This window comes from Peribacillus sp. N1 (assembly GCF_054600815.1).
On record NZ_BAAHZO010000001.1, the window covers coordinates 1,560,181 to 1,576,011 of the forward strand.

Annotated in this window: 14 protein-coding genes; 1 reads left to right on the forward strand and 13 read right to left on the reverse strand. The window is 40.0% G+C overall.

All coding sequences use genetic code 11. The features are described 5' to 3' along the window. Positions 1-159: 159 nt before the first annotated feature. From ACYP5M_RS07480 to ACYP5M_RS07500, 5 genes are all read right to left on the reverse strand, one after another. A complete protein-coding gene (locus ACYP5M_RS07480) occupies positions 160-2,265 on the reverse strand; it encodes a sigma-54 interaction domain-containing protein (protein WP_434167334.1) in 2,106 nt (701 codons plus the stop codon). A 680-nt stretch (positions 2,266-2,945) separates the two neighbouring features. After that, a complete protein-coding gene (locus ACYP5M_RS07485; protein ID WP_459734845.1) occupies positions 2,946-4,280 on the reverse strand; it encodes an APC family permease in 1,335 nt (444 codons plus the stop codon). 379 nt (positions 4,281-4,659) lie between these two features. Further along, on the reverse strand, positions 4,660-5,712 hold the full coding sequence (locus ACYP5M_RS07490) for an NAD(P)H-dependent glycerol-3-phosphate dehydrogenase (RefSeq protein ID WP_101222428.1): 1,053 nt from the start codon (positions 5,710-5,712) through the stop codon (positions 4,660-4,662). Positions 5,713-5,728: 16 nt separating this feature from the next. Then, entirely contained in the window at positions 5,729-7,039 is a 1,311-nt protein-coding gene (der, locus tag ACYP5M_RS07495) for a ribosome biogenesis GTPase Der (protein ID WP_101222429.1), read from the reverse strand. Positions 7,040-7,498: 459 nt separating this feature from the next. Next, on the reverse strand, positions 7,499-8,119 hold the full coding sequence (locus ACYP5M_RS07500) for a YphA family membrane protein (protein ID WP_459734846.1): 621 nt from the start codon (positions 8,117-8,119) through the stop codon (positions 7,499-7,501). Positions 8,120-8,230: 111 nt separating this feature from the next. On the opposite strand from ACYP5M_RS07500, the gene ACYP5M_RS07505 reads away from it, so the two are divergent. Then, complete coding sequence (locus ACYP5M_RS07505) at positions 8,231-8,362, forward strand: YpzI family protein (RefSeq protein WP_101222431.1); 132 nt, start codon at positions 8,231-8,233, stop codon at positions 8,360-8,362. A 65-nt stretch (positions 8,363-8,427) separates the two neighbouring features. Here the strand turns inward: ACYP5M_RS07505 and fni are convergent, their stop codons facing one another. From fni to sleB, 8 genes are all read right to left on the reverse strand, one after another. Continuing rightward, a complete protein-coding gene (gene fni / locus ACYP5M_RS07510; RefSeq protein WP_402938187.1) occupies positions 8,428-9,474 on the reverse strand; it encodes a type 2 isopentenyl-diphosphate Delta-isomerase in 1,047 nt (348 codons plus the stop codon). A gap of 19 nt (positions 9,475-9,493) precedes the next feature. After that, a complete protein-coding gene (gene rpsA, locus ACYP5M_RS07515) occupies positions 9,494-10,633 on the reverse strand; it encodes a 30S ribosomal protein S1 (RefSeq protein WP_101222432.1) in 1,140 nt (379 codons plus the stop codon). Between the two features lie 214 nt (positions 10,634-10,847). After that, the gene (locus ACYP5M_RS07520) at positions 10,848-11,435 is read right to left on the reverse strand and encodes a lysophospholipid acyltransferase family protein (RefSeq protein ID WP_241592169.1); all 588 of its coding nucleotides are present in this window, start codon (positions 11,433-11,435) and stop codon (positions 10,848-10,850) included. After that, a complete protein-coding gene (gene cmk, locus ACYP5M_RS07525; RefSeq protein WP_230176957.1) occupies positions 11,432-12,106 on the reverse strand; it encodes a (d)CMP kinase in 675 nt (224 codons plus the stop codon). The genes ACYP5M_RS07520 and cmk overlap by 4 nt, the downstream gene beginning before the upstream one ends. A gap of 352 nt (positions 12,107-12,458) precedes the next feature. Further along, positions 12,459-12,656: a YpfB family protein gene (locus ACYP5M_RS07530; RefSeq protein WP_101222433.1), complete on the reverse strand. Its 198-nt coding sequence runs from the start codon at positions 12,654-12,656 to the stop codon at positions 12,459-12,461. Between the two features lie 66 nt (positions 12,657-12,722). After that, the gene (locus ACYP5M_RS07535) at positions 12,723-13,382 is read right to left on the reverse strand and encodes a flagellar brake protein (RefSeq protein WP_434167339.1); all 660 of its coding nucleotides are present in this window, start codon (positions 13,380-13,382) and stop codon (positions 12,723-12,725) included. 161 nt (positions 13,383-13,543) lie between these two features. Then, positions 13,544-14,899 (reverse strand): germination protein YpeB, encoded by a 1,356-nt coding sequence (gene ypeB, locus ACYP5M_RS07540; protein WP_230176959.1) that lies wholly within the window; start codon positions 14,897-14,899, stop codon positions 13,544-13,546. A gap of 14 nt (positions 14,900-14,913) precedes the next feature. Further along, complete coding sequence (gene sleB / locus ACYP5M_RS07545) at positions 14,914-15,750, reverse strand: spore cortex-lytic enzyme (protein WP_101222436.1); 837 nt, start codon at positions 15,748-15,750, stop codon at positions 14,914-14,916. Positions 15,751-15,831 lie beyond the last annotated feature (81 nt).

The following is a 15,831-nucleotide window of genomic DNA, read 5'->3' on the forward strand; positions in this document are numbered from 1 at the left end:
TTCTTTTTGTTAAATTACGTTATAATTATGCAAATTTGCATAACGATATTTCAATTTGCATAACCATCCTTGTAAATCATAAAAAAGACTGACCAAATGCTACTATAAAAAGAAAAGCCGTTGACAAGCGATTTTTCATCACTCGGCAACGGCTTTTATTCAATATGCATTTTTTTCGATTTTCTTACTCTGTTCAGCTAACACTTTTTGATACTTCCTGCTCACTGACGATTGACTTATCCCGAGCGCTTTTGCCGCTTTGGTCGTAGTTTTATACTGTTTCATGGCAAGCATGATCAATTGCTCTTCGACATGATCCTGTGCTTCCTGCAGCGGAAGGATTCTCGTAATGATGGGTTTCGATTGTTTAAAGTCACTGCCCACAGGTATGAACCTTTGAATGAAATCAGCATCGATCGTCTCTTCATCTGCAGAAACAACCAATCTTTCAATCATGTTCTGCAATTCACGGATGTTCCCCGGCCATGTATAGACTTCCAGGATATTTAATGCATCAGGGGAAAAGTGGTAATTCCGCTGATACCTTTCATTCAGTTTTTGCAGGAAATGAAAGGCTAGTGGCGGTATATCCTCCGGCCTTTCCCTTAAAGGGGGCACATGTATGGGTATGACGTTTAATCTATAGAATAAATCTTCTCTGAACGTCCCCATCTCGACCATTTTTTCCAGACTCTTATTCGTGGCCGCAACAATTTGAACATCAATGGAAATGGGTGTAGTGCTGCCAATCGGAATCACTTCCTGTTCCTGGAGGACCCGCAGTAGCTTGACTTGCAGGTGTATGGGCATGTCACCCACTTCATCAAGGAATAAAACACCTTTATTGGCCTGCTGAAAGTATCCTACCTTCCCATTTTTATCTGCTCCTGTAAAGGAACCCTTCGTATAACCAAACAATTCACTTTCGAGGAGGTTTTCCGGAATCGCCCCGCAATTTATCTTTAGGAAAGGCTGCTTGGACCGCCTGCCCATTTTATGAATGGCTTCGGCTATCACTTCTTTACCTACTCCCGACTCCCCGTTGATCAATACGGTTGATGAGAAATGAGCGATTTTCTTGACTTGGCTGATTATCTGCTCCATTTTAGGACTTGCAAAAACCAACTCTTTATAAAATTGATCCTGTTTTTTGAATGAATCCAGTTCTTTCCTCATTTCATTTAATTCAGATTTCAATTGTGTCGTTTCCGTTATATCCCTTGATGCAATGACTATTCGATCTATTTCCCCTTTTTCATTGAACACAGGGGTGCCGACGGAAAGGACTTTCTTATTCATTTTCGTATCTTGGACAATCGATACTTTCTTTTTTTGTTCAAGGACTAACCGGGTGACCGAAGGATTAAAAATCCCTTCATCTTCTAATTGCAAAAGATTCTTCCCAATATAATCTTTTAAATCCTTACCCCAGAATCCTGAGATGATGCTGTCACTATAACGCAGCAGCTCTCCTTTTTGATTGACTACAAGTATTTCATCATAGATATTCGCTAAAATGGCATTCAAGTCTTTATTCGAGCTTTTTATCAATTCTATTTCCATGGCCATTTCCTCAACCATCGGTAAATCCTGAACAATGATGATCAGGCCTTCAACTTCTTTTTCATGGTTCAGAATCGGGCTATAGTCGACAAGCACACTCATGACATCAGTAATCTCCAACTGATTCAGAATACTGCTCCCACTGGCAAACACGCTATGTATATGCTGCTTATTGAAGATGTCCGCAGCAGGTTCATTTAGGACTTGTTCAGAAGGCTTTTTTATCATCTTCAAGCCTGATTCATTGAAGTTCACGATATTTTTTTCTTTATCAGCTACAAAAATCCCCATAGGTATGGAGGTTAAAATAACATTTAGCAGGTCTAAATTCTGTTTGCTGTCCTGCTTGAATAATTCTGCTAACACATCTTCCCTTTTTACATAACCGGTAAGCAGGCCATCATCCGTTTTTATCAGCACGATAGGTTCTCCGATAATTTGAAACAGAAGCGGCAAGGATATGTTAGGGGTTAATTTACAGACATTATCAATCGAAAAAGCATACTGTAAAAGCTGATCGACTGTCGTTATTTTTTCATTTAACGGGAGGTCATCCATGCGGATATACGCAAACACATGATTTTCCTTCATAAGAAAGAAGAAAGGTTCCTGTATCTCATGAATTTTTTGGTCTGATAATGTAGGCTGATCAATTGTAATAGTTATGAATGGTCTTATTTTATCATCCGGAATAGATAACACAGTTTCACTCTCCTTTTGTAACCTAACCTATATTTTATCACAATTCTGAATTGCTAGATAAAAAATAACATGTACGATTACTCATATCCAGCATTTACCTTTTTCCATTCCACAACAAAAGGGTCCTTTAACGGACCCTTTTGACTTAAAAACCTGTTATGCACTCTAGACTTATTTTATAAAGGATCATTCACCTTTTCTTATTATTCCTGATCAGGATAGATAAAGCGATGAATATGATAATGAAAAAGCAGCCTTAGTACAGAACTCAGCCGGTTTCACCTCTATGATATTGATAACAGTCACAATAATCAGTAAATTCAGCACCTATGCAAAAGCCGGTACAGAAGGTAAAGCTGCTGAAAAGAAAAATGCTGAACAAGTAATTGCCCTTTGAAATGAATAAATAATCCATCTAAGAAAACCGGCATATGTATTGATGGAACTTTGCGCATACGCTTATACCGAACCTGCCGAAGGAATGGCCTTTTCCTTCTGTCCATAATATACGCTGTGAGAAGCATCACCATTAAAGCGAGCAGACAGGCCTCCGGAACCATTCCATATGACATCTATGCAGCAATCCAATATGCGCTAAATCACTGTTGCTAATTCCATGTACAAAAAATTTTCTAATCAGCGATATTAAACCTCCTTCGTTCATGAAGTGAGTAAATTCACTATGCCTCTTCAAAACGGAATAACGGAGGGGATTCCGTAAACCATTTTGTTCGATACAGAAGATAACCAATCCCAATTACCGCCCATACAATTCCTAGGATCAATGAACTCGTCTCGAGATTAAGCCAAAGGATGAAGACCGATGCAGCACCTAAAACCGGGGACAGAATTGTTGAAAGAAATCCTTTAATCGTTCTGAAGCTTTTGTTTTTTATTGAATGGACGATTACACAAATATTCACGAAAGTAAAAGCAATTAATGCCCCGAAGTTTATGAGGGAAGTGGCGGTAACTAAATCAAGGAATAAGGCAACCAATGATATGGACCCGACAAATATGACATTAAAAAATGGCGTGTTGTATTTTGGGTGGACAAACCCAAATAGTTTTTTCGGGATCATTTGATCACGTCCCATGACATATAGCAACCTAGAAACACTAGCATGGGATGCAAGCCCAGAGGCAAGTGTACCGCATAAAGTTCCTGCAAGAAAGAAGGCTTGAAATAACTTCCCGCCCACAAAAAGGGCTATTTCCGGAGAAGCTGCTTCTGGATCGCTAAAACGGGAAACATCCGGGAAAAATAACTGTGTAAAGAATGCTGCCGTCACAAATAAAACCCCTCCGATAAGGGCGGTCAAAAAGATGGCCCGGGGAACCGTTTTAGATGGATTCGGTGTTTCTTCCGATAAAGTTGTGACAGCGTCAAACCCCAAGAAAGAAAAACACAGGATTGTAGCACCAGTTATGAGCGTCGACATCTCCATATGATGCCCGAAGAATGGCTGAACCGATAAGACCTCTCCAGTCCCTTCTCCACCCATGACCCCATTTACGACAAGCGCCACAAATATAAGGATCACCAACATTTGAAAAAATACAAGGAAGCTATTAAAGTTGGCTGCAAAATTAACATTGAATAAGTTAATGCCTGTCATTAAAAGGACAAATGCCACCACCCATATCCACGGGTACACCTCCGGAAAAAGAGCGGTTAAGTATATTTTTGTTAATATGCCATTCACCATCGGTAAAAATAAATAATCAAGTAACGAAGACCACCCGACAAGGAAGCCTAAATGTGGATTGATCGTTTTTTGTGTGTAAGTATAGGATGAACCTGCCTGCGGATAAATTTTTACCATTTTCCCATAACTTGCGGCAGTAAACAACATCGCTAAAAGAGCAATGACATAAGCGGTTGGAACATGCCCCCCCGTTTTTTCGGAAACTATCCCAAATGTATCAAAAACAACCATCGGTGTCATATATCCAACACCAAGCAATACGATATGCCACAAGTTTAAAGACCTTTTCAGATTACCTGTTTGCATGTATCATTCCCCTTCCTTTTTTAGCGAGAAAAGTTAACCAACTTTTCTGGCCTCCCTTATAATTCTTTGGTCATATTACACCTCGCAATTTTCATACCAAAAAAAATAGTCGATTTATAACAAAAAACAAGGAAATATGTAGAATGTTTTATGCAAACTTGAATAACCTATTCAATTATTCATAATAGAACTGATGATTTTTTGCCCATAAAAAAAAGCAGAAGATATTAGATATCTTCTGCTCATTTGACTAAATCCCCCGTGCCGAGGTCAAATTACTAGTTTACTTTCGTTGCATTGTATGCTGATACACGGCAAGGCGCATCATCAAATGCCTAATTTAATGAAATTCTTTTATGAAAATCAACAGATTCGGATTTCAATCGTGCTGTCTGCTATCCAAAATGTTATAAAGTTCTTCCATCTCATTCGTTTTTGAACGATTCATCAAGAGGTCAACTGCCTTTTTCACTTCTTCCCCATTGAATAAAACATCGTACAGGGCTTCAGTGATCGGCATGTTCACTTCGTACTTTTGAGCTAGTTGATAGGCGGCTTTAGTGGTTCTGACACCTTCAACGACCATACCCATGTTTTCCAAAACTTCTTCAAGCTTTTGCCCTTTTCCAAGCATATTCCCAGCTCTCCAATTACGGGAGTGTACGCTTGTACAAGTGACGATCAAGTCGCCAATCCCAGCTAAACCTGAAAACGTAAGCGCGTTAGCCCCCATGGCCACCCCTAGACGGGATATTTCAGCCAATCCTCGTGTCATTAATGCAGCCTTGGCATTATCCCCATAGCCTAAACCATCCGTAATTCCGGCAGCCAATGCTATGATGTTCTTTAATGCCCCTCCGATTTCAACACCAATCAAGTCCGGATTTGTATATACACGGAAATTATTATTGATGAAGATGTCCTGAACCCTTTCGGCAGCCTTCATATTCTTGGAAGAAACGGCAACTGTTGTCGGGTGACGTAGACTGACCTCTTCAGCATGACTCGGTCCTGAAAGAACCACTATATCTTTAAGCCAATCCGCCGAAGAGACTTCTTCAATCATTTCCGATATACGAAGCAGGGAATCAGGTTCAATCCCCTTACTTACATGAACGATTGTCAATGGCTTATCATGAGCCTCTTCAATCTGACCAAGCACTTCCCGGTAGGCTTTGGTCGGCACAGCCAAAATTATTATTTCAATCCCGACCAATGCTTCCTTAATCGAAGAATAACCTTTAATCCCCAAAGGCAATTCAATCCCAGGCAAGTATTTTTCATTCGTATGTTTTTGATTTATTTCATTGATTTGATTCTGATTATGTCCCCACAATCTCACTTCATGCTGGTTATCAGCGATCACGAGCGCTAAAGCAGTTCCCCAGCTCCCTGCTCCGATCACTGCGATACTTTCTTTATCTTTCACCATGGTATAACCACCTTTACTATTTTCTCTGACGTCCAAAAATTCGTATTGGTGTTCCTTCAAAACCAAAGGCATCCCTAATTCGATTTTCTAAAAATCTCTCATATGAGAAATGCAATAACTCCGGATCGTTAACGAATACAACGAAAGTTGGCGGCTTGATCGCTACCTGAGTCGTATAATAAATTTTCAAACGGTTGCCATTATGTGTCGGTGTCGGATTCATCGCCACGGCATCCATGACCACTTCATTCAATACATTTGTCTGAACCCGGATAGCATGATTCTCACTAGCCTGATCAATGACCGGTATCAAGGTATGTGTCCGTTTTTTCGTTAAGGCAGAAAGATAAATGATTGGCGCATAATCCAAGAATAAGAAATGGGCACGGATCTTTTCTTCAAAATCCTTCATCGTTTTTTCATCTTTCTCGATGGCATCCCACTTATTGACGACGATGATGACCGCCCTACCCGCTTCATGGGCATATCCGGCAATTTTTTTATCCTGCTCACGAATTCCTTCTTCAGCGTTCAGGACTACAAGAACAACGTCTGAACGTTCAATTGCCCTTAATGCACGAAGTACGCTATATTTTTCCGTGCTTTCATACACTTTACCTTTTTTCCGCATCCCTGCTGTATCAATAATGACATATTCTTTGCCATTGTACTTATACGGAGAGTCAATCGCGTCACGAGTCGTACCTTCAATATCACTGACAATGACACGTTCCTCACCTAACAATGCATTGACCAGAGAAGATTTACCTACGTTCGGTCTTCCAATCAAACTGAATTTAATGACATCATCAGCATAATCCTGGCCGTCGAATTTAGGGAAATGTTTAGCCGCTTCATCCAGAAGGTCACCAAGACCAAGTCCATGAGACCCGGAGATCGGGAATGGATCGCCAAAACCTAACGCATAGAAATCATAAATTTGATCCTTCATTTCTGGATTATCTACTTTGTTTACTGCAAGGACAACTGGCTTTCTCGATTTATAGAGAATCTTAGCGACTTCTTCATCAGCAGCCGTTACCCCTTCACGACCATTCGTCATAAAAATTATCACATCAGCTTCGTCGATGGCTATTTCAGCCTGCTGGCGAATTTGTTCCAGGAACGGCTCGTCACCGATATCAATTCCACCTGTATCAATAATGTTAAAATCATGTGTCAACCATTCACCAGAACTATAAATCCTGTCCCGGGTCACTCCAGGAACGTCTTCGACAATCGAAACCCGTTCTCCAACTATTCTATTAAAGATTGTCGATTTTCCCACGTTCGGACGACCGACTATCGCAATTACCGGTTTTGGCATTGCTCTTCACCCTTTCTGCTACTATATCTCTGTCAAAGTCACGAAATTCATGAATGCATTTATACGGTTGCTTTGCATTATTGATTTTCATTATTTCCTTTTAAAGGAAAGAGCTGTATCCATCATCATTTAAAGGAATCTTTCATCAGTAAAAAATTCGCAACTGATGTTCATTTAAATGCAAGTATTCACGGGCAGTTTGTCCACTTGACGCCCCAATTCCTGAGGTGACGTGAAGCTGACCCTCTGCTTGCTCAAACTTGATTATAAACAGCCCAAAAAAATGAAGAAAGCTTCGGCATACGGCTTCCTTTTTAATTGTTTAGAGCATTTTACGATTATCTACAGACCTCTAACTATCCTATAGTAACAAATTTCTGGCCAATCAACAATGATTGTATGAATAAAAGCCTTCTAATTCCAGTTTGCACCATTTTGATAAATTTTTCACCATACTCTTTATTGATTAAAATTCTCTTTTCCTTGTTTTGATAAAAATCTCGATTGAGAAATTGAATAAATGTATTGGCCAGCCAGTTCCAATATTCTCCACAATATGTTTGTGCCCAAAACCAGCACTGCATTATCATGCCATGCGTAAGCAAGAGCCACATAAGGTAAAGAGTGGTAAGCAAGCAATCCAGAATATATGATATCTCCCATCATCATCCCAATTAAAAGGACGAACAATCGATGTTTCCAATTTTTAAAAAGTAATAGGATAAGATAATTCAGGAAAATACATAAAAGATAAATCGGTTTAATGATGAGCCATATCGGATCAAGCAAAGAAAAAAGTTGAAAACTGGCATAAGCGAGAGTGATAATAAGACTTCCGCTGATCAGTTCCATCATCTTGATGATTGATTCCTTCCTAATATACACACACAGTATAAAGAAAAGATACGGCCCGCTCAAATGCACGGAAACCAAGGGAGCATCCAGTTTATATCCAGCTAAAACCATTACGGCTAATAGATGAAATAGAAAATCAAAACGAAAGGGAACCGTTTTCGGAATAAAAAACATGACAATGACCCAAACTATCCATGAAATCCAATAAAATATTATTCCATCCATGCAGCGCCCCCCTTTTAGGAACATTATGGCTTGTTTATTCAAAGTATAAACGTATAGCACGGCATTTAATGAGGAAATCTTCGTACTATCATTAGAAAAGGAGGTGTAAACATGGGAAAAGATCGGCAAGAGAAGAAATTGAAAGAAAGTAAACGGGTGGAGTCTGACAGGGACCAATCACTGGAGCATAAAGGAGCAACTAGAATGGAAAGCCCTGAAGAGGCTCGAAAAAGGAATAGTTAAGTCTATCCCTGAACAAAAAGAAGCATCTCAATCCGTTCAATTGAGATGCTTCTTTTTCTGGTCATTCATTTAGCATATGCCGAACAATCAATGCCTCTTTGAGATAACCAATGATAGGTATTGCCCTTGATGACTAATTTCGATTTCCTTAGGTCTGAGATATTACCGCACCCGAGTGCAGTCATGATGATCTTTAAATCTTCATGTATGTAATTTATTTCTTTAATCAGTTGTTCCAAGCCCAGCTCTTTATAGAGCTTGAGGAAATGCCCGGCCAAGCCGACACCCTTCGCTCCTAATGCCAGGCTTTTTGTAATTTCCAGAGGACTTTGAATTCCGCCTGATCCAATGACTGATAGCTGTGGTGAAACATTAACTGCTTCGACGATCGAAGCGGCTGTCGGTATGCCCCATTCATTGAAATATCCGAGTATTTTTGCGCGTCTCTCATTCTCGATTTTAGCAAAATTCGTTCCGCCAAACCCGCCTACATCAATGATCGAAATACCAATAGAATGTAATTGCTGCACCGTTTCCATACTCATCCCAAATCCAACCTCTTTTACGATGACAGGGATTCCGATCGTTCTATTGATTTTTTCAATTCTCGAAAGGGTACCGGCAAAATCCCTGTCCCCTTCAGGCATCGTCAATTCTTGAATTACATTGATATGAATCTGAAGGGCATTTGCCCCGATCATATCGCTGGCCCGCTTAGCCTGTTCGACTGTTGCTTCGCCACCGAGATTACCAATCAACACACCATTAGGATTTTCCTGCCTTACAACTTTAAAAGAAGCCTGCTGGCTAGAATCCTTGATGGCTGCCATTTGAGATCCGACCGCCATGGCGATTCCTGTTTCCCGAGCAGCAATGGCTAGGTCACCATTCAATTTTTCGGTTTCAGGGCCTCCGCCCCCGGTCATGGCATTTATGAAAATTGGCGAACTTAATTCAAGTCCGCCAACTTCTGCTGTGAGGTTCACATTATTCAAGGAAATACCTGGTAAGCTTTGGTGAATAAACGAAATATCTTCTAATCCTGTTTTATGCTGCTGCCCTGTCTTTAGCGCAAATTCTATATGATCTAATTTTCGTTGTTTTCTCTCCAAGGACATCACCATTATTATCTTATTTTAGTTTTTTCAATTGATCACCGATCATTTCACCTAGCTGAAAGCCCTTCGATTCTTCAGGGATCTCATAATCCGATGTATTGTAATTAGCTTGAGGTTCTTCAAGTTCCTTAATGCTCAATGATAGACGTTGATCCGTTTCATTGACTTCCAGTACCTTCACTTCGACAGACTGACCTTCTTTAAGCACTTCTTGCGGCGTGGCAATATGCTTGTGGGAAATCTGGGAAATATGAACAAGCCCTTCCACCCCTGGGAAAATCTCCACGAATGCTCCGAAAGAAACAAGGCGTTTGACGATACCTTCCAGTGTAGAGCCTTTGGCCGCTTTTTCTGCAATGCCTGCCCAAGGTCCCGGAAGGGTATCTTTAATTGAAAGTGAGATCCTTTCGTTATCACGATCGATGGATAGTACTTTAACTTGCACTTTATCCCCTTCGGAAACGACATCAGATGCCTTGTCGACATGCTGATGGGAAAGCTGGGAAATGTGGACAAGACCGTCTACGCCCCCAATATCCACGAATGCACCAAAATCGGTAATCCTTTGGACCACACCCTCAAGCACTTGCCCGCTTTCAATCTTATCCAAAACGTTTGCTTTTTGCTTTTCCTTTTGTTCTTGGACGACTGCCCGATGCGAGAGGATTAAGCGATTCTTGTCTTTCTCAAGTTCAACGATCTTGAATGTTAAAGTTTTGTTTTTGTAATCAGAAAAATCTTCAACGAAATAGTCTTCTACTAGAGAAGCCGGAACAAAACCACGTACGCCTAGATCTACAACAAGCCCGCCTTTGACGACATCTTTAACTTCAGCCTCAAATACGTCTCCATTTTCAAATTTCAATTCCAGGTCATCCCATGCTTTAAGAGCGTCAATTTTACGTTTTGATAGAATGAGAGCTTCTTCTTCGACCTTAATGACTTCCAGCTCCAATGCATCACCTTCCGAAACGGCATCTGACGCCTTTTCGACATGAAGGCTTGAAAGCTCACTGATTGGTATGATTCCATCAGTCTTGCTGTTTTCCACATCGACAATGACCTGTTTTTCTTCTACCTTTGAAACGGTTGCTTTAACTTGATCCCCAACTTTGTAATTGTTCACTTCTACCTGGTTCATATCTTCTGTCATTACTAACTCCTCCTTAACCCATGACTGATCAGCAAATTTCCTCTTCATCGGCCACATTTTTTATTTAAAGTGGTTCAATAAAAACACTTTCCTAATAAAGATAAAAACAGTTTTTTTAGAGTAATAAAGTTATATTCCTTTTTATCGGCAATAAGGAACAATACCCTTATTTTATAAATTCTAACAAAATCAGAAAATTGTCAAGTATGAAGGACTATTTATGCTCGGAAATCAATTTCCCGATTTGGTCCATGATGATTTTGGTAGCTTCATCGGCTGATATTTTCTGTTCGCGATATTCAGTAAAATTTATTGGAGGACCGTAAACGACCTTCAACGGACGCAAAAATTTATATGGGCCGATGATTGCACATGGTATGATAACGGCATCAGACCGCAAAGCGAAAAATCCAGCACCCGCCAAACCTTCTCCCAATTCACCAGTCTTGCTTCTGGTTCCCTCGGGAAACAGTCCGATCGCCTTGCCCTCCTTCAAAAGCTTTAAACCTTTTCTCAGGGATTCCCGATCGCTATTGCCCCGCTTCACGGGAAATGCATTTACTCTGGGTAATATACCCTTTAAAACAGGTGCTTGAAACAACTCTTCTTTCGCCATGAAATGAATATCCCTAGGAGATGTCATTCCAACTATGGGCGGATCCAAATTATCAATGTGATTGGCACAGATCAATACTCCGCCCTCTTTAGGGATATGTTCCTTTCCGAGCGCTTTAACCCTAAACGAAGGCGTTAAAACGCCTTTTACGATGTTCTTGGCAAATGTGTAAAAATCCAATGTCATCTTTTCCTCTCTTCTATTAAAGACATGATACTTTCTGCAACTTCCTGAATCGATAATGAAGTCGTATCGATTTCGATAGCATCCGCAGCCTTTTTCAGTGGCGATACCTCGCGTTCCGAGTCCAGCTTGTCCCTTGTTGCAATTTCCTCCCTTAACTTTTCAATATCTGAAGGAAAACCTTTCAATAAATTTTCCTGATGCCTCCGCTGTGCCCTTTCGTCCACAGATGCGATAAGAAATACCTTAACTTCGGCGTTGGGTAAAACATGCGTACCAATATCCCTGCCATCCATGACGACACCGCCATTTTCACCAAAGATTTGCTGCCTGCGAACCAATTCTTCCCGGATGCTTCGGTGCTTTGCCACTTCCGATACGGAACCAGTCACTTCATTATTCCTGATTTGGGCTGTCACGTCCTCATTATCCAAGAACACCAACTGTCCATTTTCACTTGGTCTTAATTCGATTTCCGTATTGATGAGAACTTCTGATAACGCTGGTTCATCATCAAGAAGAATCTTTTGATTAAGGGCCTTATAGGTAAGGGCCCTATACATTGCACCTGTATCCACATATATGTAATTAAACTTTTCTGCAACAATTTTAGCAACCGTGCTTTTTCCAGCAGCAGCTGGTCCATCGATTGCGACTGATAATTTTTTTTCCATAAATCCTCCCAAGAATCCTACAATCATGCTGATTATTTAGTACCCTTTCATTTTATCACAACTAGCGGGAAAATCATTAATAAAAGGGATGTGTAGGTTCAAAATCACCTTAGTTCTTTTTTTATCACTACAGCCATCAATAGTTATCCTTTTTTGAAAACTCTTCATACAAAAAAGCGGATCACCGCTTCAGACTGTAGACAATTCATATAAAAACGGGTTTGCCTGCAGTATTTTCATTAAATTGTTCAATCTAGGTAGGGGTTTTTTCCATATAAAAAGGAAAATAAACTTCACTTCTAAATCACGGTTCGGAGGAGATTCCTAACCTCATTTTGTCGACAAGATGAAATTAATCACCGCTTTTACTATCGGTCCCATTGAATGTTTCAATGATTTTCGTATAATTATTGCTGGTGACACCTTCATATCTCGAGAGCTTGGTCAAATCAATGATTTGATCCTCCCTGCTCAAAAGGAACTGGAAAAAAAATAAGCAGGCCAATTGAATGATGATCACTTTAATTAATAGCCTTTCAAATGTTTTCATAAGCCGCACCCTCCATCTGTTTATATTAGCAGTATGGATGGAATCGCTGTTTTTCATTCAATCATGTTAAACGTGCAAGCCTTTTTTCTTTAATTCGACCTGCTTTTCAAATATAAACCTCATTAATGTCTGTACATCATTTTTTGTAGGTTCAAGAAATTTGACGTGCAGCAGCATATTTCCATGCTCTTTCTCCGTTACGCGAATGATTTTGCTTTTTAACCTTAAATAATGAATCTCACCTGATTTAAGCGTGAGCGCCATCCACAGGTATAAGTGGGAAACCGATGGTATATCAGTGCCTTTTAAAAGCCTTATCGAAGCCCCGCCTGCACTTATATCCTCTGTTAATGCGCGAAAAGGGGGAAACTCGGAATGTTCTGGATGAATGGCTGTATCCAGGGTTACATCCAGGCGCACGTATTGCCTCCGTTGGATTCTCACAAACGTTTCTGCTTCGGGCAGCAAAATTTGCATCATGGGGATCCTGCCTTTCACTTTTCCAAGCACTTCAGAATCAAATATATAAACAGCCTGCTCTTCATTGGAAAATGTGACGTTCAATAGTGTCCCATCCATAAGGAATGCAGTTTTACCAGTCTCTAAATTGATGGGAAAGTCGGTATAGACACAGCCATGTCCCATTTCGACAACCATACAATTGAACTTTTCCTTCTGTGATGAGTATTTCGGTTCGAGCATTAATATATCACCAATTTTAAACATTGTTATCCACGTCCTTTGATAGAAAGGTAACTACGCAATATTACCTATCAATTTCCCATATTATCCAATGATCATTTACGTTATTATGCCATGAAATAAGAAAAAGGGAAAGTGACTAAGCACTTTTCCCTACAACTAATGATTCATGTTAACAATTAACATTAAATTAAATTCTCGTATATCGGTTCGGAATTCTTTAATTTTTCCACCTTTTCTTCTTGACCGGTATCTGCATTAATGAAAATACGGTAAGTATCATCTTTAATCGTACCGAGAAATTCATAACATAGGACTTCTTCACCAATATCATTGGTGATTAACGCCTTTCCTTCTTCCATTATTTTTACATTACTGTTGATTTTGTCCTTAGCTTCTTTCTCGGATATGTTCGGATTCGCTAATTCCCTGGTTTTATGTGATTTTAAATACTCGTCGGCTGAAAATCCAATAATTGATCCATCATCCAATGCGACTTTGACCTTGACTGAATCCGGATAAATCTTGACGCCATTTTCTGATGTCACGAAATTCAATAACGCGATATTATCGTACTGAGCACTTTCAAATAATTCAAGTGAACTGAAATCATGTTCCTTTAAAAATTCTTCGGCTTTTGTATAGGCTTGATTCAAATCAATATTTGTTTTGTTCACGTCCCTATTATTGATATACCAAATAGGGTAACCGCCTTTTTTTGTCAAATCCATATTCAATTCGGTATCGGAATCTTTATCGAGGATGCTCACACTATAAAATCCAAAATCGGAACCTTTTCCGTTTTCCTCCACATTCACCTGCAAATTTCTGCTTTTTGAGTGTGCATAGTTTTTAGCTGTCGCAATGGCTTCTTTTTTTGTTATGGTTTCACCTTGCAAATTTTTAAAGTTTTCATCCCTCTGTTGTGCAGATGTAAAAGTCGGATTCATCTCATTCGTTTCGCCGTACCCAGATACTTTTTTCTCCACCGTCTTTAATCCGTCGATGATCGTGTTATCCGAATTTTCTTTCCCTGATGCAAGAGCCATTTCGACATCCATCCATCTTAAATTGTTTTTCAGGACTAGATATTGCACTTTTCTTAACTCGCCCTGGATGTCCCCTGCCTGTGTGTACAAGGATTGTAGAGTCGCATATTCCTTATCATTCAATGGTTCTTTTTCAAGGTCACGTACCGCTGTTTTATAACTGAAGTCTGCAATTTTCGATAAAAATTCTTCTGTCTTATTAAAAGGAAGCAAGGTCAATGGCAACTGCCCGACATCACTTTGGGCTTCGGAAGTGATACGCCAAACATCCGTTAAAGCCGGACTTAATGAATAACGTGAATTCATGGCCAAAGTACCGCCGACCTTATCATGCAATAAATCCACTTGATAGCTTAAATCATGAAAGGCTCGCTGATACGTATTTTCAGCGTTGATTAATACAGCATTTTTTTCCTTATGTTCTTGATAGCCCCAGAATGCAGTTCCCGCAACAACTACAACAAGCAGGGCAATCACTATATTCCTGATCATTTTCCTTCACCTCTTTACTTACAAAAGATATGTTTTCCGATTCTTTTAATTTGTTCCCTTGACCAGATCCATTTGCTTGTTGCCGTGTCGGGGTTAAAATAATATTCTGCATTACCGCTTGGATCCCATCCATTGATAGCATCCACCACGGCTTCTTTCGCCCTTTCGTTCGGTGTCAGCCAAATCTGTCCATCCGCAACAGCCGTAAAGGCCCCAGGTTCAAAAATCACTCCTGAAATGGTATTAGGAAAAGCAGCACTTTCCACTCGATTCAGTATTACTGCCGCAACGGCAACCTGACCTGTATATGGCTCCCCTCGTGCTTCTCCATAAACTGCATTGGCCATCAACTGTATATCGTTTTGAGAATATCCTCCTGGAAGATTGGCTGTAGTTGTTTTGGAAGGAGCTTTTCCGGAAGCGGCCCCTCCAGACGTAGTGCCATTTCCTTTCGCTTTTACCTGATTTTCAATGGGGACTCCCCCATAATAGGTGAACTCGTTCCCTTTATTGATCTGTTCGTGAACAAATTCTTTATTGAAATTAGAGGCATTCGTCAACTTCTGTTTTGTTGTAGTCCCTGCCAAACCATCTATTGGAAGCCCGAAATCTTGTTGAAAATTCCGAAGTGCCCAATAAGTGCCCCATCCATAGGCTCCATCAATCTTTCCATTATAGTAACCGATGTTTTGTAGGCGTGCCTGCAGTTCAATTACATCGTCTCCAACCGCACCTTTTTGAATGATTTGGCTCGAAAAGGCGTTTGTTCTTGTTTCCGGGTAAATTCCGAAACAAATAGTAATACACGAAAACAGCAAAAGCCATTTCCAATTTGACGAAATTCCTTTCATCAAAAACACTCCTCTTTTTCTTGAATTAATGTAATTCTATTTTCTTCTTTACTGGCTTTTTTATTCCAAACATAAAAAAAA

Coding starts and splice junctions, on each gene's coding strand:
- ACYP5M_RS07500 (WP_459734846.1), bottom strand. CDS start 8,119: ATGGATGGAATAATATTTTATTGGATTTCATGGATAGTTTGGGTCATT.
- ACYP5M_RS07530 (WP_101222433.1), bottom strand. CDS start 12,656: ATGAAAACATTTGAAAGGCTATTAATTAAAGTGATCATCATTCAATTG.
- ACYP5M_RS07485 (WP_459734845.1), bottom strand. CDS start 4,280: ATGCAAACAGGTAATCTGAAAAGGTCTTTAAACTTGTGGCATATCGTA.
- ACYP5M_RS07490 (WP_101222428.1), bottom strand. CDS start 5,712: ATGGTGAAAGATAAAGAAAGTATCGCAGTGATCGGAGCAGGGAGCTGG.
- sleB (WP_101222436.1), bottom strand. CDS start 15,750: ATGAAAGGAATTTCGTCAAATTGGAAATGGCTTTTGCTGTTTTCGTGT.
- ACYP5M_RS07535 (WP_434167339.1), bottom strand. CDS start 13,382: ATGTTTAAAATTGGTGATATATTAATGCTCGAACCGAAATACTCATCA.
- ypeB (WP_230176959.1), bottom strand. CDS start 14,899: ATGATCAGGAATATAGTGATTGCCCTGCTTGTTGTAGTTGTTGCGGGA.
- ACYP5M_RS07505 (WP_101222431.1), top strand. CDS start 8,231: ATGGGAAAAGATCGGCAAGAGAAGAAATTGAAAGAAAGTAAACGGGTG.
- cmk (WP_230176957.1), bottom strand. CDS start 12,106: ATGGAAAAAAAATTATCAGTCGCAATCGATGGACCAGCTGCTGCTGGA.
- der (WP_101222429.1), bottom strand. CDS start 7,039: ATGCCAAAACCGGTAATTGCGATAGTCGGTCGTCCGAACGTGGGAAAA.
- rpsA (WP_101222432.1), bottom strand. CDS start 10,633: ATGACAGAAGATATGAACCAGGTAGAAGTGAACAATTACAAAGTTGGG.
- ACYP5M_RS07520 (WP_241592169.1), bottom strand. CDS start 11,435: ATGACATTGGATTTTTACACATTTGCCAAGAACATCGTAAAAGGCGTT.